Below are 17418 nucleotides of genomic sequence, written 5' to 3' on the forward strand. Positions count from 1 at the left end.
GCTGACACTCGTTTCATCCCACTTTTATTGGCCGTATCCCAAGGATGGATTCTGCCTTTCCCCAGGAGCCTTCATGTCTCATTCCGACTCCAGCGCCCTCGCCGCCATGCTTGGCGGGGGCTGCTTGATCTTCATCCTGTTGGGCGCCGCGATCGGTATCGCCATCGCGATCTTCTACATCCTCACGATGCAAAAGGCCCTGAACTTGGCCGGTGAACGCCATCAAAAGATGAATCCCAGCATGGTCTGGCTGATGCTCATCCCCCTTTTCAACCTCGTGTGGCACTTCTTCGTCGTGAAGAATGTCTCCGACTCCATCAAGAGCTGGGCGGCGGAGAATGGGAAGAGCGTCGACGACGCTGGCTATACCATTGGCCTGGTCACCTGCATCGCGCAATGCTGCGGCCTCATCCCAATTCTCAACATCCTCGCGGGCCCCGTGGGCCTCGTCTGTCTCATCATCTGGTGGGTCAAGATCGCGGGCTTCAACAAACTCATGAGCGGCCAGGTCTAGCCGTTCTGCCCCAGAAGTGACTGCGGAAAAGGCGGCGCTCTTGCGCCGCCTTTTCAATGCCAAGGGGGGTCAGTGATCCAGGGTCTTACGACTCTTTGATGAAATCCTTCCACAGCATCGAAGGCTGGATACCAGAGTTCCGCTGGTACTTGCCGGATTCGTAGCTGTCGTAGTCGCCACTGACGGTGTGGTAGAAGATCTGGCAGATGCCCACCCCGGCATAGATGCGCACGGGCTGGATGCAGCTGATCTCCAGGGTCCAGAAGCCGCAGAAGCCGATGTCGCCGAAGCCGGCGGTGACGTGCACGAAGAGGCCCAGGCGCCCCACGCTGCTGCGGCCCTCCAGCATGGGCACCATGCCGTGGGTTTCCGTGTACTCCAACGTGCGCCCCAGGTAGAGCGTCCCAGGTTTCAAAAGCAGCCCTTCAGCCGGGATCTTCATGAACTCGATGCCATTGGGTTTGGCCATGTCGAGTTCACGCTCGGTGTACACGGCCAGATCGTCGCCCAGGCGCAGGTTGTAGCTGTTGGGATTCAGCTGCTCATCCCGCCAGGGATCGATGCGGATCCGGCCCTGGGTCCTAGCTTCGAGGATCTGCTTCCCGGTGAGGATCACCGTCAGCGGTCCACTTTGAGGACTTCGGACTTGGCCAGCATGTCACTGAGGCTGATGCGCTCGTCACCCTTGACGGCCAGGACGATGAGGTTCAGGAAAAGGAAGTTGCCGATCTGGCGCAGGATCGCGGGTCCGAGGTCGATGCGGCCCTGGGGTTTCCCTTCGGGTACCACCCGTAGCTTCATGACCTTCTTGCCGATGCTGGCGCCGTACTTCGACACGCACCAGGGCACGAAGAACCAGTAGTAGCCAAGCTGGGCGGCGATGTTGAGGGGCAGCAGGATGCAGCCGACGTAGGGCACGACCGACAGGACCATGAAGACGATCGAGATGAGGATCGCGGGAACCACATCAATGAGGACAGCCACCAGGCGGGTGACCAGGTCACCGCGTTCGCCCGTGGTCACGGCGTCGTCGGGAATCGGGGGCAGGAGGGAGCCCAGGAAGGATTGTTCTGGAAGGAAGCCGGAGGCGGGCCTGGGCGCCGATGGCGGCGGCACCGGCGGGATGGGGGGAACGACTTTGACCGGGACGGGGGCAGGCCCGGTGGAGGACTGGCCCACGGAAATAGCCTGGGGCTCTCCGGTGGGGAAGGCGGCGGCGGGCGGCTTCCCGGTGTGGATGGCGGCCAGTTCGTCGGCGGACATGCGTACGGTGCCGAGGGGCGGCTGGACCGCCCCCTCGCGGCTCACGGCCGCGGTGACGCCGACTTCGGAGAGGGGATCCTGGAAGGTGAGCTGGATCTGACCCAGTGTGATGCGGTCGCCGTTCCGCAGCGGGGAGGACTGCACCCGGTTGCCATTCACCAAAACGCCATTGCTGCTCTGGAGATCCTGGATCTCATAACCGCCGCCCACCTTGCGGAGCACGCAGTGGTGGCGGCTGATGCTGGGGTCCGGGAGGCGCAAGGTATTGTCCAGCTCTCGCCCCATGTGGACTTCGTTATCCACGATCTCGAACTCGCGGACTCCAGCGCTTTCGTGCACCAGCAGCTTGGCCATGGAAACCCTCAGGGTGGTTGGGATGGCGGGAAGTGTACCGCATCATTGGCGGACTGGGGGATAGAACGCCCTTCCCGGTTCTTTCTTGACGGCATGCCGCAGACCCGCCAATCTTCCCGTGAGATCGCGAAGGTGAAGGCATGGTGCTTTTCAATGCGGCCACAAAGGAGCTGACGGCCAAGATCGTTTACTACGGCCCCGGCCTTTGTGGAAAGACGACCAACCTACAGCACGTCTACGACACCCTGCCTGGCGAAGGCCGGGGCAAGATGCTGTCCCTGGCCACCCAGACGGACCGCACCTTGTTCTTCGATTTCCTGCCCATCGACCTGGGCACCATCCGGGGCATGAAGACCCGCGTCCAGCTCTACACCGTGCCTGGCCAGGTCTTCTACGACGCCACCCGCAAGCTGGTGCTCCGCGGCGCCGACGCCGTGGTGTTCGTGGCGGATTCCCAGGCCCCGGCCCTGGAAAGCAACAAGGAGAGCTTCCAGAACCTCATCGCCAACCTCAAGGAACAGGGCACGGATCTGTCGAAGATCCCCCACGTGATCCAGTGGAACAAGCGGGACACGCCGAACGCCCTGCCGGTGGGTGTCCTGGACAAGGAGATCAACCTCTTCCGCGTCCCCACCTTCGAGGCCTGCGCCATGCGAGGCGAGGGGGTCAAGGAGACGCTCACGGGTGTGGCCCGGCTGGTGTTGAAGAGCCTCGCGGAGAAGTACGGCGGCGGCGTGGTCGAGGAGCCACAAACCGTCCTGACGGGAGGGGCGGCACCCGTGCCGCCACCACCACCGTCTCCCGCCATGGAATCCACCAAACCCTTGGAAGTCGAGGAGCTGTCCGCCGGTGAGTTGCTGGAAGAGATCGATGAATTTCCCATCGACTCTGCGTTTTCCTCGAGCCACGCGCCCTCTCCGAACCACATGCCCCATCGCAGCGTGGTCGAGGTGCCCATCGTGCTGGATCGCAGCCTCTTCAGCGGAGAAGGCCCCGTCGAGATCAAGCTGAAGCTTTATATCAAGTAGGGGGCAAAACGCTTGGCGTTTTGCATATGCGCGCAGACGGAGTCCGCGCGCTTGGGGCACACTGGTTGTTTGATTAGAGGCCATTCCATGTCCCGCCAGGTCGTCACCCGCTTCGCCCCGTCCCCCACCGGCATGCTCCACATCGGCGGGGTGCGCACGGCCCTCTTCTGCTGGCTCTTTGCCCGCAAGCACGGGGGGCGCTTCATCCTGCGCATCGAGGACACGGACCTGTCCCGCAGCACCGACGACAACATCCGCATCATCGAGGAAGGCATGGCCTGGTGCGGGCTGGACTGGGACGAAGGCCCGATCGTGGGCGATCCGGGTCAGTGGAAGGGGCCCCACGGTCCCTACCGCCAGATGCAGCGCATGGACCTCTACAAAGCCAAGATCCAGGAGCTGTTGGACAAGGGCCTGGCCTACCGCTGCCGGTGCTCAAGGGAAACCTTGGACGAGCGCCGCAAAGCCGTGGAAGCCGCGGGCAAGGTCTTCCAGTACAACCGCGGCCTGGACGCCGGAAGAGGCTGCGCCGACGCGAACCACGATGCCAGCGAGTCTGCCGCCATCCGGTTCCGCATGCCCACCGGGGGTGACATCGTGGTGGCCGACCTCATCAAGGGCGAGACCCGCTTCCCGGCGGACAGCCTGGACGACTGGATCATCGCCCGCACCGGCGAGGGTCCCGGCGAGATCGGCGTTCCGACCTACAACTTCTGCGTGGTGGTGGACGACACGCACATGGAGGTCACTCACGTCATTCGCGGTGACGACCACCTGAACAACACGCCCAAGCAGATCCCGCTCTTCGCGGCCTTCGGCTACGACCTGCCGGCCTTCGCCCACGTGCCCATGATCCTGGGGGCCGACGGCGCCAAGCTCAGCAAGCGCCACGGGGCTACCAGCATCACCGAGTACCAGGCCATGGGACTGCTGCCCTCCGCGGTGCGCCTGGCCCTGGCGCGGCTCTCCTGGACGCCCAAGATCGACGGGAAGGCCGTGGAGACCGCCGAGGAGGAGCTGCTCACGGACGAGCAGATGATCCAGCTCTTCGACCTGGCGGACTGCCAGAAGAGCGCCGCCCGCTTCGACATGGACAAGCTCCAGTGGCTGAACCAGAAGCTCATCCAGCGGGCCTCCTGGCAGGAGCTGGAGCCCCACCTGCGCTCCTTCATGCCGGCCGAGTGGACCGTGAAGCCCGATGCGTGGAAGGCCCAGGCCATCCACGCCACCCAGAAGGGCAAGTCGCTCACGGACATGGCCGAGGCCCTGCGCTTCGCCTTCGAGCGACCCGCCACCTTCGATGAGAAGGCCGCGGAGAAGTTCATGACGCCCGCGGTGAAGCCCGCCCTGCGCGAGGTCGCGGCCCTGGCCGACTACAACCACGACCGTCTGGAGGCCGACTTCAACGCCATCCTCGAGCGGCACAGCCTCAAGACCAAGGACCTGGCCCAGGCCCTGCGCGTGGCCCTCTGCGGCAAGCCGGTCAGCCCCGGCATCTTCGACACCCTCATCCTCGTCGGGCGCGAGGAAGTGGTGGCGCGCCTGGAACGCTGGCTCTGATGGATCTGGATGAGTTCACCCACATCACCCTTGCGGTGCTGGAAGACCAGGGGGCTGCAGCCTACGCCCCCACGATCATCGCGGGCGAAACCGTGCAGGTGATCCAGGGCATTCCCGAGGGCATGGATCACCGCGACGCCCTCCAGGAAACGGCGGTGCGCCTGGGTCTTGAACAGTCGGAATTCTATTTCGGCGTGCGATCGGGGCCCGGCGAGATCACCACCGGCTTCCACAGTCCCAAGGGCGACACGTTCCAGCGCATCTCCGAAATGCGCCAGGGTTTCGTCGTCTCCAATCTGGAGGCCTGTCCCTGGTGGACCCTGGGATGGGGCCGGGACCAGTAGCGGTTTTCTCCCGCCGAAGGTCAGGCCCCGTTATAGTGATCGTCATGATCCTCATTCCCGTCATCCACCCGCGCCCTAGCACCTTGAGTGCGGGGGGGAGTTGCACGACGAGCTGACCTGGATTCAGGTCCCGCCATCCCGCCCCCGCCACTACAGGCGGGGGTTTTTCGTTCCAGGGAGTCTCCATGAGCCGCCATCCCCAGCTCGCCATTCTCGGTTTCGGCACCATGGGCCAGGCCATCAGCGCCGGCCTGGTGGAGGCTTCGGGCTATCCCGCGGGCCGGATCCATGCCGCCACCCCGCACCCCGCCTCCTCCAGCGCGCGGGCCAAGACCCTCGGCATCGCGCTCTCGAACGATGCCAATAGCGCAGTGCGGGGAGCGGAGGTGGTGCTGCTCTGCGTGAAGCCCAAGGAGCTGAAGGGCCTGCTGGCGGGCCTGTCCGCATCGGGGGCCCTGGACCACCATCCCCTGGTGGTCTCCATCGCCGCGGGCACGACCCTGGCGTTCCTGGCGGCCCACACGCCGGCGGGCACGCCCCTGGTGCGGGCCATGCCCAACACGCCCTGCTCCATCCGCCGGGGCATGACGGTGCTGGCGGCGGGGCAGGGGGTCACCGAGGCCCAGTTGGCCCAGGCCCGGACCCTCTTCGAGCCCCTGGGCCGGGTCATGGACCTGGACGAGCGGCACATGGACGCCGTTACGGGCCTCAGCGCCAGCGGTCCCGCCTTCATGTTCGTGATCCTCGAAGCCTTGGCCGAAGGGGGCGTCCAGTGCGGCCTGCCTCGGGCCGTGGCTCTGGAACTGGCGGCCCAGATGACCCTGGGGGCCGCGTCCATGGTGCTGGAGACCGGCCGGCACCCCGCCGCCCTCAAGGACGAGGTGACGACCCCGGCGGGCTGCACCATCGCCGGCCTGCTGGCCCTGGAGGACGGCCGCATCCGCTCCGTGGTCGCCCGCGGCATCGAGCGGGCCACCCAGGTGGCGGCAGGGTTGGGGTGACCATTACCGGGGAGGGCTTGCCAGCGGGTATCTTTGAGGTTTGCATCCTGTGAGCCCCGATGTCCGCTGACCTGCACAATTCCGAATCCAGGCCCGAACCCAAGAGCCTCCACTTCATCGAGGAGATCGTGGAGGCGGATCGTGCCTCGGGCAAGCACGGGGGCCGTGTGCTCACGCGCTTTCCGCCGGAACCCAACGGCTACTTGCACATCGGCCATGCCAAGAGCATCTGCCTGAACTTCGGCCTGGCGAAGGCCTACGGCGGTGCCACCAACCTGCGCTTCGACGACACCAATCCCGTCAAAGAAGATGTGGAATACGTGGATTCCATCCGCGAGGACGTCAAGTGGCTGGGCTTCCAGTGGAAGGGCGAGCACTACGCTTCCGACTACTTCCCCTTCCTTTACGACTATGCGGAATACCTGATCCAGCAGGGCAAGGCCTACGTCTGCGACCTCACCGAGGCGGAGATTCGCGAGTACCGCGGCAACTTCCATACGCCGGGCCGGCCCAGTCCCTTTCGTGATCGCAGTCCCGACGAGAACCTGGACCTCTTCCGCCGCATGAAGGCCGGCGAGTTCCCGGACGGCTCAATGGTGCTGCGCGCGAAGATCGACATGGCGAGCGGCAACATGAACCTGCGCGATCCGCTCATGTACCGCATCCGCCGGGCCCACCACCACCGCACGGGCGACGCTTGGTGCATCTACCCCATGTATGACTACGCCCACGGCGTGTCAGATGCCATCGAGACCATTACCCATTCCATCTGCACCCTGGAGTTCGAGGATCACCGGCCGCTCTACGAGTGGTTCCTGGAGCAGGATGTCGACGGGAAGTTCTTCCAGCGCCCCCTGCCGCGCCAGATCGAGTTCGCCCGCCTGAACCTCACCTACACGGTGATGAGCAAACGCCGCCTTCTCCAGCTGGTGCAGGACGGCGTCGTGCGCGGCTGGGACGATCCCCGCATGCCCACCATCTGCGGGCTGCGGCGTCGGGGCTACACGCCCGAGGCCGTGCGGGCCTTCGCCGAGCGCGTGGGCGTGGCCAAGCGGGACATGGTGGCCGACGTGGGCCTGCTGGAGTTCTGCATCCGCGAGGATCTGGAGAAGCGGGCCCCCCGCCGCATGGGTGTGCTGCGCCCCCTCAAGGTGGTCATCACCAACATGACGGAGGCCGAGGCCTTCGAGGTGGAGGTGGCGAACCACCCGGATGACCCGGCCATGGGCACCCGCAAGCTGCCCTTCACCCGGGAGCTGTTCATCGATCAGGACGACTTCCGCGAAGAGGCTCCCAAGAAGTGGTTCCGCCTGGCCCCGGGGGCCGAGGTGCGCTTGCGGGGGGCCTGCCTGGTCACCTGCAAGGATGTGGTCAGGGACGCCGCAGGGGATGTGGTGGAGCTGCGCTGCGAGTGGGATCCCGCCAGCAAGGGCGGCAATGTGCCGGACGGCCGCAAGGTGAAGGGCACCCTCCACTGGGTGAGCGCCGCCCATGCCGTGAAGGCTGAAGTGCGACTCTATGAGCCCCTCTTCACCCAGCAGGACCCCATGGACGTGCCCGCGGGCCAGGATTGGAAAACCCTCCTGAACCCTGGAAGCCTTGAGGTCCTGGCCGAGGCCCGGCTGGAGCCCAGTCTGGTGGAGGCGCTTCCCGGCGAGCGCTTCCAGTTCGAACGGACCGGCTACTTCGCCGTGGATCCTGACAGCCAGCCCGGCCGACCCGTGTTCAACCGGACGGTGGGGTTGAAGGACAGCTGGTCGAAGATTGAGGCCAAGCAGTGAGGTGATTCCCTCCGCACCGGGTCCCGGCTCCGCAGAACCCCCGGGGTTCAGCCCCGTCACCCGGTGGGCGGGAGGTCGAAGATTGAGGCCAAGGGCTGAGGAATCGCGGGCCGCGCCTACGATTCCTCTAGAGCGCGGCTTCGCTGCACCAAAAGCCTTGGCTTTTTACGTGAGGCCAAAGCGACAGCTTCGGCCCCAGGCTGTGACCCAGGTCGCATCGCCGCCCTCAGGGTTCTTTCCCTCCGTGTCGGGAACGCCGCCGCTCTGATAGGCTCGATGGGTTGGGCCTCCCCGCGGGCGGCCCTGCCGGGAAGCCGCCCATGGACAAGCTCGCAAGCCTGCTACATACCACGCCTGCCATCGCTTGGATGGTGGCGAAGCTCGTCATCGTCTTCGGTGGCGTGTTTTCGCTGGCGGCCCTCTGGACCTGGGTGGAGCGTCGCGGCTCGGCCATGATCCAGGACCGCATCGGCCCCAATCGCGCCGCGCTCTTCGGCAAGATCAAGATCATCGGCCTGGCCCAACCGTTGGCGGATGGCATCAAGTTCTTCTTCAAGGAGGACCTGGTCCCCCACGACGCCAACAAGGCGCTCTTCTGGCTGGCGCCCTTCCTGGCCCTCGTGCCGGCCCTGATGGGCTTCGCCGTGATCCCCTTCGGCCGCAGCTTCATGAGCGGTGGCCAGGAATACCACATGGCGCTGCTGGATCCCGGCAACGGCATGGGGCTGCTCTACCCCCTGGCCATCGGCGGCATGGCGGTCTACGGCGTGCTGGTGGCCGCCTGGTCCAGCAACAACAAGTGGTCGATCCTCGGCGGCATGCGTGCCTCGGCGGCCATGGTGAGCTACGAGATCGGCATGAGCCTGGCCGTGGTCACCATCTTCATGACCGCCGGTGGGTACGATCCCTCGGAGGTCATCAACGCCCAGGGCCATCTTCCCTGGGCCTGGAACGTCGTTCGCCAGCCCCTCGGCTTCATCGTGTTCTTCACCTGCATGTTCGCCGAGACGAACCGGCTGCCCTTCGACTTCGCCGAGGGTGAGAGCGAGATCGTGGCGGGCTTCAACACCGAGTACGGCAGCATGAAGTTCAGCCTGCTGGCTCTGGCCGAGTACTGCCACTTGATGACGGCTTCCGCCCTCATGGCCACGCTCTACTTCGGTGGGTGGCAGGTACCTTTCGTGCAGAACCCCGCGGTGATGCTCTCGGTGCTGAGTTTCCTGGTGAAGATGCTGTTCTTCGCCTGGGTCTTCGTCTGGATCCGCTGGACCCTGCCACGCTTCCGCTACGACCAGCTCATGCATCTCGGGTGGAAGGTGATGCTGCCGCTCTCCATGGCCAACCTGGTCTTCCACGCCTGGCGCATGAGCCAGGGACACTGAGGAGTTCGCAATGGGTGTCCTGGTCAAGAAGGTCGAGCTGAGCTGGCTGGATCGCACCTATGTGTGGCCGGTGATGAAGGGCATGGGCATCACGTTCCAGCACTTCCTCAAGCAGCTCTTCACGCCCACCGCCAAGCGCTTCACGATCCAGTATCCGGACATGAAAAAGGAGATGCCCTCCGGTTATCGCGGGCTCCATGAGCTGAAACGGTTCGAGGATGGCGCCATCAAGTGCGTGGCCTGCTTCATGTGCCAGGAGGCCTGCCCGGCCCGCTGCATCAGCATCGAGGCGGAGGAATTCAGCGATCTCAACATCACCCAGGGCTTCGAAGAGAAGCGGCCGGCCAAGTTCAGCATCGACATGCTCCGCTGCATCTACTGCGGCATGTGCGAGGAAGCCTGCCCCAAGGATGCCATCTGGCTCCGCAAGGACTATGAAGTGGCGGCCTACGACCGGCTGTCCATGCAGTTCGGCAAGTGGGATCTGATGAACACCTACACCGAGGCCGATGGCAAGGAAAGCATCTCCCAGGATCCCACCCCCTCCGTGCCGCGCCGCACGATCGCGTTGTAAGGGAGCGGCCATGTTCATCACCTTTGCCCTCATCACCCTCCTGGGCGCCCTGGGAATGTTGCTGCAGAAGAACGTCGTCGTGGCAGGCCTCTGCATGGTGGCCGCCTTCTTCGGCGTGGCGGGTCTCTTCGTGTTGCTCGCCAACCCGGTCGCCGCGGCGCTCCAGATCATCGTCTACACCGGCGCGATCATGGTGCTCGTCCTCTTCGTGATCATGATGCTGAACAGCCACGAAGAGGAGAAGGCCCAGGTTTCTCATCCCGTCCAGCGGTGGCTATCCGTGACTCTGATCGCAGCCCTGGCGTTCGGTGCCGTGAAGCTGGTGCTGGGTTCCAAGGGCCTGACGGCCCTGGCGGTCACGGGGGCTGAGATGCCCCAGGCCATGACCCTGCAGAAGATTGGCACCACCCTTTTCGCGGATCATCTGCTGGGCTTCGAGGTGGCGGGCCTGGTGCTGCTGGCCGCGATGATCGGTGCCGTGGCCCTGACGAAGAGGAATCTGTGATGCGCTCACCACTGATGCCCCACTTCAGATCTGGCGAGCGGACCGCTGATGTGTCGAGCGTCTCGCGTATCGGCAGAGCCGATACCGAGAAGAGGAACCTGTGAGGAGCCCACGATGACCGGCATGGATGCGATCCTCCACGGCGGCCTCCAGGGATACCTGGTGGTGGCCCTCCTGCTCTTCGGCCTGGGCTTGGCCACGGTGCTCCTGCGCCGCACCCTCCTGCTGCAGTTCATGGGCGTGGAGCTGATGCTCAACGCCGCCAACGTGGCCCTGCTGGCCTTCGCCCGGTTCCACGGGGGCGATGCCCAGGCCATGGTGTTCTACCTCTTCATCATCGCCGTGGCCGCCTGCGAGGCAGCCATCGGCTTGGCGCTGGTCATCGGCCTCTACCGTCACCGGGATACCACCGACTCGGACCGGGCCACCAGCCTGAAGCAGTGAGGATGCGATGAACAAGTACTACTGGCTCATTCCGATCCTCCCCCTGCTGGGCGCGGCCTTCAACGGTCTCCTGGGCAAGCGCCTGGGCAAGGGCGTCGTCACCGTCGCAGGCGTGGGCGTGGTCTTTATTTCGCTGCTGCTGGCCACCTCGGCTTTCCTCGCCATGAAGGCCTTGCCGGACCACCGCCTGGTGCTGAACTACGGCGAATGGATGGTGACCGGGTCCATGGCCGTCCCCTTCGGCCTGGTGATCGATCCCCTCAGTGGCACCATGATGCTGGTGGTCACCGGCATCGGCTTTCTCATCCACCTGTATTCCGTGGGCTACATGCATGCGGAAGAGGGCTACGCCCGGTTCTTCAGCTACATGAACCTGTTCGTGTTCTTCATGCTGACCCTGGTGCTGGGCTCAAGCCTGCCGCTGATGTTCGTGGGCTGGGAGGGCGTGGGCCTTTGTTCCTACCTGCTCATCGGCTACTACTTCGAGACGGACTTTGCGCCCCAGGCGGGCCTCAAGGCCTTCCTTTTCAACCGCGTGGGCGACCTGGGCGTGTCCATCGGCATGCTGGTGCTCTTCGCCAGCTTCGGCACCCTGACGATCTCCGACATCCTCATCCAGGCCGGCCATCTGGCTCCCGAGGCGAGCTTCGGCATCCTCACCTTCGCCACCTTGATGCTTTTTGTGGGCGCCACGGGCAAGAGCGCCCAGCTGCCCCTCTACCTCTGGCTGCCGGACGCCATGGCGGGCCCGACCCCGGTCAGCGCCCTGATCCACGCGGCCACCATGGTGACGAGCGGCATCTACATGATCTGCCGCCTGGCGCCGGTCTACACCCTGACGCCCACCACCCTGACCGTGGTGGCCTGGGTAGGCGCGGCCACGGCCCTCTTCGCCGCCACCATCGGCCTCTTCCAGCGCGACATCAAGAAGGTGCTGGCCTATTCCACCGTCTCCCAGCTGGGCTACATGTTCCTGGGGCTCGGCGCGGCGGGTTTCTCGGCAGGCTTCTTCCACGTTTTCACCCACGCCTGGTTCAAGGCCCTCCTCTTCCTCGGTGCGGGTAGCGCGATCACGGCCATGCACCACGAGCAGGACCTCTTCAAGATGGGCGGCCTGAAGAACAAGACGAAGATCACCTTCATCACCATGGTGGCCGGCACCATCGCCATCATGGGCTTCCCCGGCACCTCCGGCTTCTTCAGCAAGGACGAGATCCTCTATCTGGCTTTCCTGAAGTCCCCGGCCCTGTGGGTGGTCGGCGTGATCGCTGCCTGCTGCACGAGTTTCTACATGTGGCGCCTCATGGCCCTGGCCTTCTGGGGCGAACCCCGCGACAAGCATGCCTACGAGCACGCGCACGAGAGTCCGCTGTCGATGACGGTGCCGCTGATGGTGCTGGCGGTGGGCTCGCTGCTCTGGGGCTTCTGGGGCGTGCCCGAAGCCTTCGGCGGCCACTTCAACATCGGCGAATGGCTGAAGCCGGCTCTGACCTACGGGCAGACCCATGCCGCCCACGGCCACCACGAGGGCCCGGCGGTCCTGCTGGCGGTCGTCTCCACCACCTTGGGCCTGGCGTTCGGCCTCCTGGGTTGGCTCAAGTACAAGACCGGGCCCGCCTGGGAGCTCGCCTTCGCGGAGAAGCACCCCTTCCTCCACGACCTGCTGGTGAACAAGTACTACGTGGATGAAGGTGTGGAGCTCTACCTGCTCCGGCCCATCCGCTGGTTCGGCAACCTCCTGTGGAAGCTGTTCGACGTCATCATCATCGACGGCCTGGGTGTGAATCTGCCGGGCGCGCTGGCCCGGGTCTTCGGGGACTTCACCGCCTTGTTCCAGACAGGCCGGGTGCGCAATTACGCGCTCAGCATGGCGCTGGGGGCCGCGATCCTCCTCTATGTCTTCCTGAAGTAGGTGGGGCGATGACCTGGCTGAACCTCCATCCCCTCACGTTCCTGGTCTTCGCGCCGACCCTGCTGGGGTTCGTGCTGATGGCCCTGCCGCACAAGGTTGGCAAGCTCTCGCGGCTGCTGGGCTTCCTGGGTGCCCTGGCCATCTTCATCCTGAGCCTGGCCTGGCTGCTGGGCCACACCCCGGCTGCGGGCGGCACGATCCTGGCCGAGCGCGCCCCCTGGTTCACCTTGGTGGGCCTGCCCGTGGACTATGCCTTGGCGGTGGACGGCCTGAACCTCTGGCTGGTGCTCCTCACCACCTTCCTGGTGCCCCTCACCATGCTGGGCACGTGGAACAGCCTCAAAGACCGCCTCGGCACCTTCGCGGCCCTGTTCCTCCTGCTGGAGACGGGCATGCTCGGCGCTCTGGTGGCCCAGGACCTGTTCGTGTTCTACCTCTTCTGGGAGGCCATGCTGATCCCGATGTATTTCATGATCGGGATCTGGGGTGGCGACGAGCGCCGGTATGCAGCCAACAAGTTCTTCCTCTACACCCTGAGCGGTTCGCTGCTCTGGCTGGTGGCCCTGCTCTACCTGGCGAACAAGGCCGGGGGCTTCAACCCAGCCCTCATGGCCCAGGCCGCTTCCGCACTGTCCTTCGGCGTCCAGAGCTGGTTGTTCATCGCCTTCGCCGTGGCCTTCGCCATCAAGGTGCCGCTGTTCCCCCTGCACACCTGGCTGCCGGACGCCCACGTGCAGGCGCCCACAGCCGGTTCCGTCATCCTCGCCGGCGTGCTACTGAAGCTGGGTGGATACGGCTTCATCCGCTTCGCCATCCCCATGTTCCCCCAGGCGGCGATGCACTACGCCAAGCCCATCGCCCTGCTGAGCGTCATCGCCATCGTCTACGGAGCCCTGGTGGCCATGGTCCAGCGCGACATCAAGAAGCTGGTCGCCTACTCCTCCGTGAGCCACATGGGTTTCGTGATGCTGGGGCTCGCCTCCATGACCGTCATCGGCACCCAGGGCGCCATGCTCCAGATGCTCAACCACGGCATCAGCACCGGGGCGCTCTTCCTCCTGGTGGGCATGCTCTATGACCGGGCCCACACGCGCATGATCGCGGACTTCGGCGGCGTGGCCGTGAAGATGCCCATCTTCACCACGTTCTTCATGATCGTCACGCTCAGCTCCATCGGTCTGCCCCTCACCAACGGGTTCGTGGGCGAATTCTGGATCCTCAACGGCACGTTCCTCTCCGGCTTCGGCTGGGGCCGCCTCTACGCCTGCCTGGCCACGTCAGGCGTGCTGCTGGGCGCGGTCTACATGCTGTGGATGTTCATGCGGGTCTTCTGGGGCCCCGAGAACAAGGATGAGGACAGCGGCACCCACCACCTGCACACTGACCTGAATGCCCGCGAGATCGCGGTGATGCTGCCCATCGTGGTGCTCATCGTCTGGATGGGCGTCCATCCGAAAACCTTCGTGGCTGCCAGCGAGGCTCCCGTGACCGCCCTGCTCCAGGAGATCAAGGCCCCGGCGCCCCGGGTCTTCGTCTTGAAGCCGGCTGTCCCTGAGGCCCCTGAGGGCTCCGAGACCCACGCTCCCGACGCCCCCACTGCCCATGAGGTGCACTGATGAGCCTCACCCCTAGTCAGTGGGCGGCCCTGCTGCCGCTGCTCATTCCGGTCTTCGGCGCCTGCGTGATCGTCATCATGTCCCTCGACACGGATCAGGCCACTACCAAGTGGATCCGTGGCGCCATGTACGGCACGGCCCTGCTGGCCGTGGCGGGCAGCTTCTGGTATCTGACGGATCTCTGGAAAGCTGGGTCCCAGCCGGCCTTCTTCCAACTCCACATGGATCGCCTGGCCCAGTTCACGGGAATCTTCGTGATGGTGGCCGCAGCGCTCACCGTCCTCCAAAGCTGGGATCACTTCCACCAGGAAGGCTGGGTGAAGGGCGAAACCCTCGCGCTCCTCCTCTTCTCGGCGGTGGGCATGATGCTCTTCGCCTCCACCACCCACTTCGTGACGCTCTTCCTGGGCCTGGAGCTGTTCAGCATCCCCCTCTACGCTCTGGTGGGCACCGTGCGCGCCCGCTCCGAGAGTGCCGAGGGTGGCATGAAGTACTTCCTCACGGGCGCTGTGGCCTCCAGCTGCTTTCTCATGGGCGGCGTGCTCATCTATGGCCTGAGTGGGACCTTCGACCTGGCTGCCGCGGCCTCCATCCTCACGGTCAAAGGACTCGCCCTTGATCCCCTGGTGCTGGTGGGTGCCGCCCTCATGCTGCTCGGCTTCCTGTTCAAGGTCTCCGCGGTGCCCTTCCACCAGTGGACGCCGGATGCCTACGAGGCCGCGCCCCACCCCATCGCGGGCTTCATGTCCGTGGCCACCAAGGGGGTGGCCTTCATCGCCCTCCTGCGGGTGTTCCCCGGCAGCTTCGCCCCCCTGGGCGCCTTGGGCATGAAGATGCAGGCCGTCGTGGCTATCCTCGCGGTCGCGACGCTGGTGCTCGGCAACCTCACGGCCCTGGTCCAATCCAATGTGAAGCGCATGCTGGCCTACTCCAGCATCAGCCACGCGGGCTACCTCCTGCTGGGCTTCGTGGCCGGCACCCCTGCGGCCTACACGGGCGTGCTGTTCTACCTGGTCATCTACCTGGCCATGAACATGGGTGCCTTCGGCCTGCTGACGGCCTTCGGCCTGGTGGGCGAGCACACCACCTTCGAGGACCTGCGCGGCCTGGGCTGGAAGCGACCAGCCATGGGCTTCGCTGCCGCAGTCTTCATGCTGAGCCTGGCGGGCATCCCACCCCTGGGCGGCTTCTACGGCAAGTACATGATCTTCCGTGAGCTGGTGGGCACCGGCCATGTGGGTTTGGCCATCCTGGGCGTGCTGGCGAGTCTGGTGTCCGCTTACTACTACCTGCGCCTCCTGGTGGCCCTGTTCCTCCAGGCTCCCAGCGCCGAGGCCGAGCGCCTGGCCTCCGACCGCCCAGCGGTCCATGCCCCCCTGGCGGGCGCGGCGGTGCTGGTCTGCGCTGTCATTGTCCTGGCAGGCGGTTTCCTTCAGTATGCCCTGGTGGATGGGTTCGCGAAGCGGGCCCTGGTCGAGGGCCTGGGCCTGCTCCGCTAACTTCCCCTTTTTCCGCCTCAACCGGGAACCTTGTATGGTGGTCCATACATCGTTATGCGAAGGTAGAAGGCTGGGCCCCCGCCCGGCCCCTTGAGAAGCGGAGCGCGGCGTCATGAAGCGGAATACCTGGATTGGTCTTGGCCTCGGCGTCGTGGTGGTGGCGGGGGGAACCGGCTACCTGATCAACCGGCCCAAGGACGAGGTGAAATGGCGCCTGGCCAAGGTGGACAAAGGCAACATCACCCAGCGCATCAATGCCACCGGGTCCGTGAGTCCGGTGGTGCAGGTGGCGGTGGGCACCCAGGTGTCGGGCGTGATTTCAGCCCTTTATGTGGACTACAACAGCATCGTGAAGAAGGGCCAGCTGATTGCCCAGATTGATCCCACGGTGTCGGATACCCAACTCCAGGACGCCCAGGCAAGTCTGCTCCGAGCCCAGGCCGCCTATGATTTCGCCAAGGCCGACTATGACCGCAGCAAGCGACTGGCGGAGGACAAGCTCCTGGCGGTCCAGGATCTCGATTCCAAGGACACAGCCCTGAAGAATGCCAAGGGCAATCTGGAGTCCGCCAAGGCCACTGTGAACCGGGCCAAGGCCAATCGGGGGTACTGCGATATCACGGCGCCGGTGGATGGCGTGGTGATATCCCGCCTGGCCGATGTGGGTCAAACCGTGGCGGCCAGCTTCAGCACCCCCAACCTGTTCCAGATCGCTCAGGATCTTTCCAAGATGAAGGTCCAGGTCTCCATCGGCGAATCGGATATTGACGAAGTGCAGGTGGGCCAGCGTGCGCTGTTCACGGTGGACAGCCTGCCAGACAAGCAGTTCGCGGCCACCGTGAGCCTGGTCCGCCAGGAGCCGATCACCACGCAGAATGTCGTGAACTACGTGGTGGAGATGATCGTGCCCAATGAGCCGTTGCCCGGCCCAGATGAGGGTGGCAAGGCGATAGCCGGGGCAGGGCAGGGCGGTCCCGGCCGTGAGGCGGCCCCGGATCCCGAGAAGGCCTGGGAACGCATGAAGGACCGCATGGAGGCCCAGGGCGTCACCAAGGAGCAATTCCTGAAGCGGTTCAAGGAGCGCCAGGCCAGCCAGACCCAAGGGCTCCCCGGTGGGCCCAGAGCCACGACTGCGAAGCCTTCGGCCCCCATTGGCGATCCGAAGGTGCTGGCGCGGATTCCCGGCGGCGCCAGCCAGCTTGGAGGTCCCAAGTTCACGGGCACCCTGGCCTTGCGTTCCGGCATGACCGCCAACGTCACCATCATCACCAACCAGCGTAAGGACGTGCTCCGCGTACCGAATTCGGCTCTGCGCTTCAATCCCGCTGCCTTCATCAAGGAAGAGAAGAAGGCCGAAGGTCCCCGGTTGGGCCAGCCCATGATGATGGGTGGTCCCCGGCATGGCACTCAGAGCACCACCGGCAGCAAGGGCGGCATGGTGGGTCGTCCGGATGACCGGGTCTGGGTGCTGGAGAACGGCAAGCCCAAGGCCCTGGTGGTCAAGGCCGGCATCACCGATGGCCAGTACACGGAGGTCATGGGCGAAGGGCTGCAAGAGGGCCTGCAGGTCCTGATCGGCGTAGAAAACACCAAGCCGGCCAATGGCGCGACCGCTGGCGCGAACGGGGGACGGCGCTAGCC

At 65.0% G+C, this 17418-nt stretch carries 15 protein-coding genes and 1 pseudogene; 14 read left to right on the plus strand and 2 right to left on the minus strand.

The genetic code is table 11. From position 1 onward, the window contains the following. Window positions 1-73 precede the first annotated feature (73 nt). Window positions 74-514 (plus strand): hypothetical protein, encoded by a 441-nt coding sequence (locus NOV74_RS08465; protein WP_257311064.1) that lies wholly within the window; start codon window positions 74-76, stop codon window positions 512-514. 85 nt (window positions 515-599) lie between these two features. Here the strand turns inward: NOV74_RS08465 and dcd are convergent, their stop codons facing one another. Further along, entirely contained in the window at window positions 600-1130 is a 531-nt protein-coding gene (dcd, locus tag NOV74_RS08470; RefSeq protein WP_257311065.1) for a dCTP deaminase, read from the minus strand. Window positions 1131-1132: 2 nt separating this feature from the next. Next, complete coding sequence (locus tag NOV74_RS08475) at window positions 1133-2131, minus strand: FHA domain-containing protein (protein WP_257311066.1); 999 nt, start codon at window positions 2129-2131, stop codon at window positions 1133-1135. Between the two features lie 140 nt (window positions 2132-2271). Here NOV74_RS08475 and NOV74_RS15475 point away from each other — a divergent pair. The 13 genes and pseudogenes from NOV74_RS15475 to NOV74_RS08540 form a co-directional block, all read left to right on the plus strand. Further along, window positions 2272-2844: pseudogene (locus NOV74_RS15475) on the plus strand (GTP-binding protein); the annotation flags it as partial. A gap of 402 nt (window positions 2845-3246) precedes the next feature. Then, complete coding sequence (gltX, locus tag NOV74_RS08485; RefSeq protein WP_257311067.1) at window positions 3247-4719, plus strand: glutamate--tRNA ligase; 1473 nt, start codon at window positions 3247-3249, stop codon at window positions 4717-4719. Further along, the gene (locus tag NOV74_RS08490) at window positions 4719-5063 is read left to right on the plus strand and encodes a hypothetical protein (RefSeq protein ID WP_257311068.1); all 345 of its coding nucleotides are present in this window, start codon (window positions 4719-4721) and stop codon (window positions 5061-5063) included. The genes gltX and NOV74_RS08490 overlap by 1 nt, the downstream gene beginning before the upstream one ends. Window positions 5064-5248: 185 nt before the next feature. Then, window positions 5249-6064 (plus strand): pyrroline-5-carboxylate reductase, encoded by an 816-nt coding sequence (gene proC, locus NOV74_RS08495; RefSeq protein WP_257311070.1) that lies wholly within the window; start codon window positions 5249-5251, stop codon window positions 6062-6064. A 59-nt stretch (window positions 6065-6123) separates the two neighbouring features. Next, window positions 6124-7845, plus strand: coding sequence for a glutamine--tRNA ligase/YqeY domain fusion protein (locus NOV74_RS08500; protein WP_257311072.1), 1722 nt, complete (start codon window positions 6124-6126; stop codon window positions 7843-7845). Between the two features lie 320 nt (window positions 7846-8165). After that, complete coding sequence (nuoH, locus tag NOV74_RS08505) at window positions 8166-9227, plus strand: NADH-quinone oxidoreductase subunit NuoH (RefSeq protein ID WP_257311073.1); 1062 nt, start codon at window positions 8166-8168, stop codon at window positions 9225-9227. A gap of 10 nt (window positions 9228-9237) precedes the next feature. Continuing rightward, window positions 9238-9801, plus strand: a complete 564-nt coding sequence (locus tag NOV74_RS08510) for a NuoI/complex I 23 kDa subunit family protein (RefSeq protein WP_257311075.1) — start codon at window positions 9238-9240, stop codon at window positions 9799-9801. A gap of 10 nt (window positions 9802-9811) precedes the next feature. Continuing rightward, a complete protein-coding gene (locus NOV74_RS08515) occupies window positions 9812-10306 on the plus strand; it encodes an NADH-quinone oxidoreductase subunit J (RefSeq protein WP_257311076.1) in 495 nt (164 codons plus the stop codon). A 114-nt stretch (window positions 10307-10420) separates the two neighbouring features. Beyond that, a complete protein-coding gene (gene nuoK, locus NOV74_RS08520; protein ID WP_257311077.1) occupies window positions 10421-10750 on the plus strand; it encodes an NADH-quinone oxidoreductase subunit NuoK in 330 nt (109 codons plus the stop codon). Between the two features lie 7 nt (window positions 10751-10757). After that, on the plus strand, window positions 10758-12662 hold the full coding sequence (gene nuoL / locus NOV74_RS08525) for an NADH-quinone oxidoreductase subunit L (RefSeq protein ID WP_257311078.1): 1905 nt from the start codon (window positions 10758-10760) through the stop codon (window positions 12660-12662). A gap of 8 nt (window positions 12663-12670) precedes the next feature. Then, window positions 12671-14278 carry a complex I subunit 4 family protein gene (locus tag NOV74_RS08530; protein WP_257311079.1) on the plus strand — a complete coding sequence of 536 codons (1608 nt, stop codon included), beginning with the start codon at window positions 12671-12673 and terminating at the stop codon, window positions 14276-14278. Then, window positions 14278-15777, plus strand: a complete 1500-nt coding sequence (locus NOV74_RS08535) for an NADH-quinone oxidoreductase subunit N (RefSeq protein ID WP_257311081.1) — start codon at window positions 14278-14280, stop codon at window positions 15775-15777. The genes NOV74_RS08530 and NOV74_RS08535 overlap by 1 nt, the downstream gene beginning before the upstream one ends. A 112-nt stretch (window positions 15778-15889) precedes the next feature. Next, window positions 15890-17416, plus strand: a complete 1527-nt coding sequence (locus NOV74_RS08540; RefSeq protein WP_257311082.1) for an efflux RND transporter periplasmic adaptor subunit — start codon at window positions 15890-15892, stop codon at window positions 17414-17416. Window positions 17417-17418 lie beyond the last annotated feature (2 nt).

It is taken from the genome of Geothrix fuzhouensis (assembly GCF_024609325.1).
GTDB lineage: Bacteria > Acidobacteriota > Holophagae > Holophagales > Holophagaceae > Geothrix > Geothrix fuzhouensis.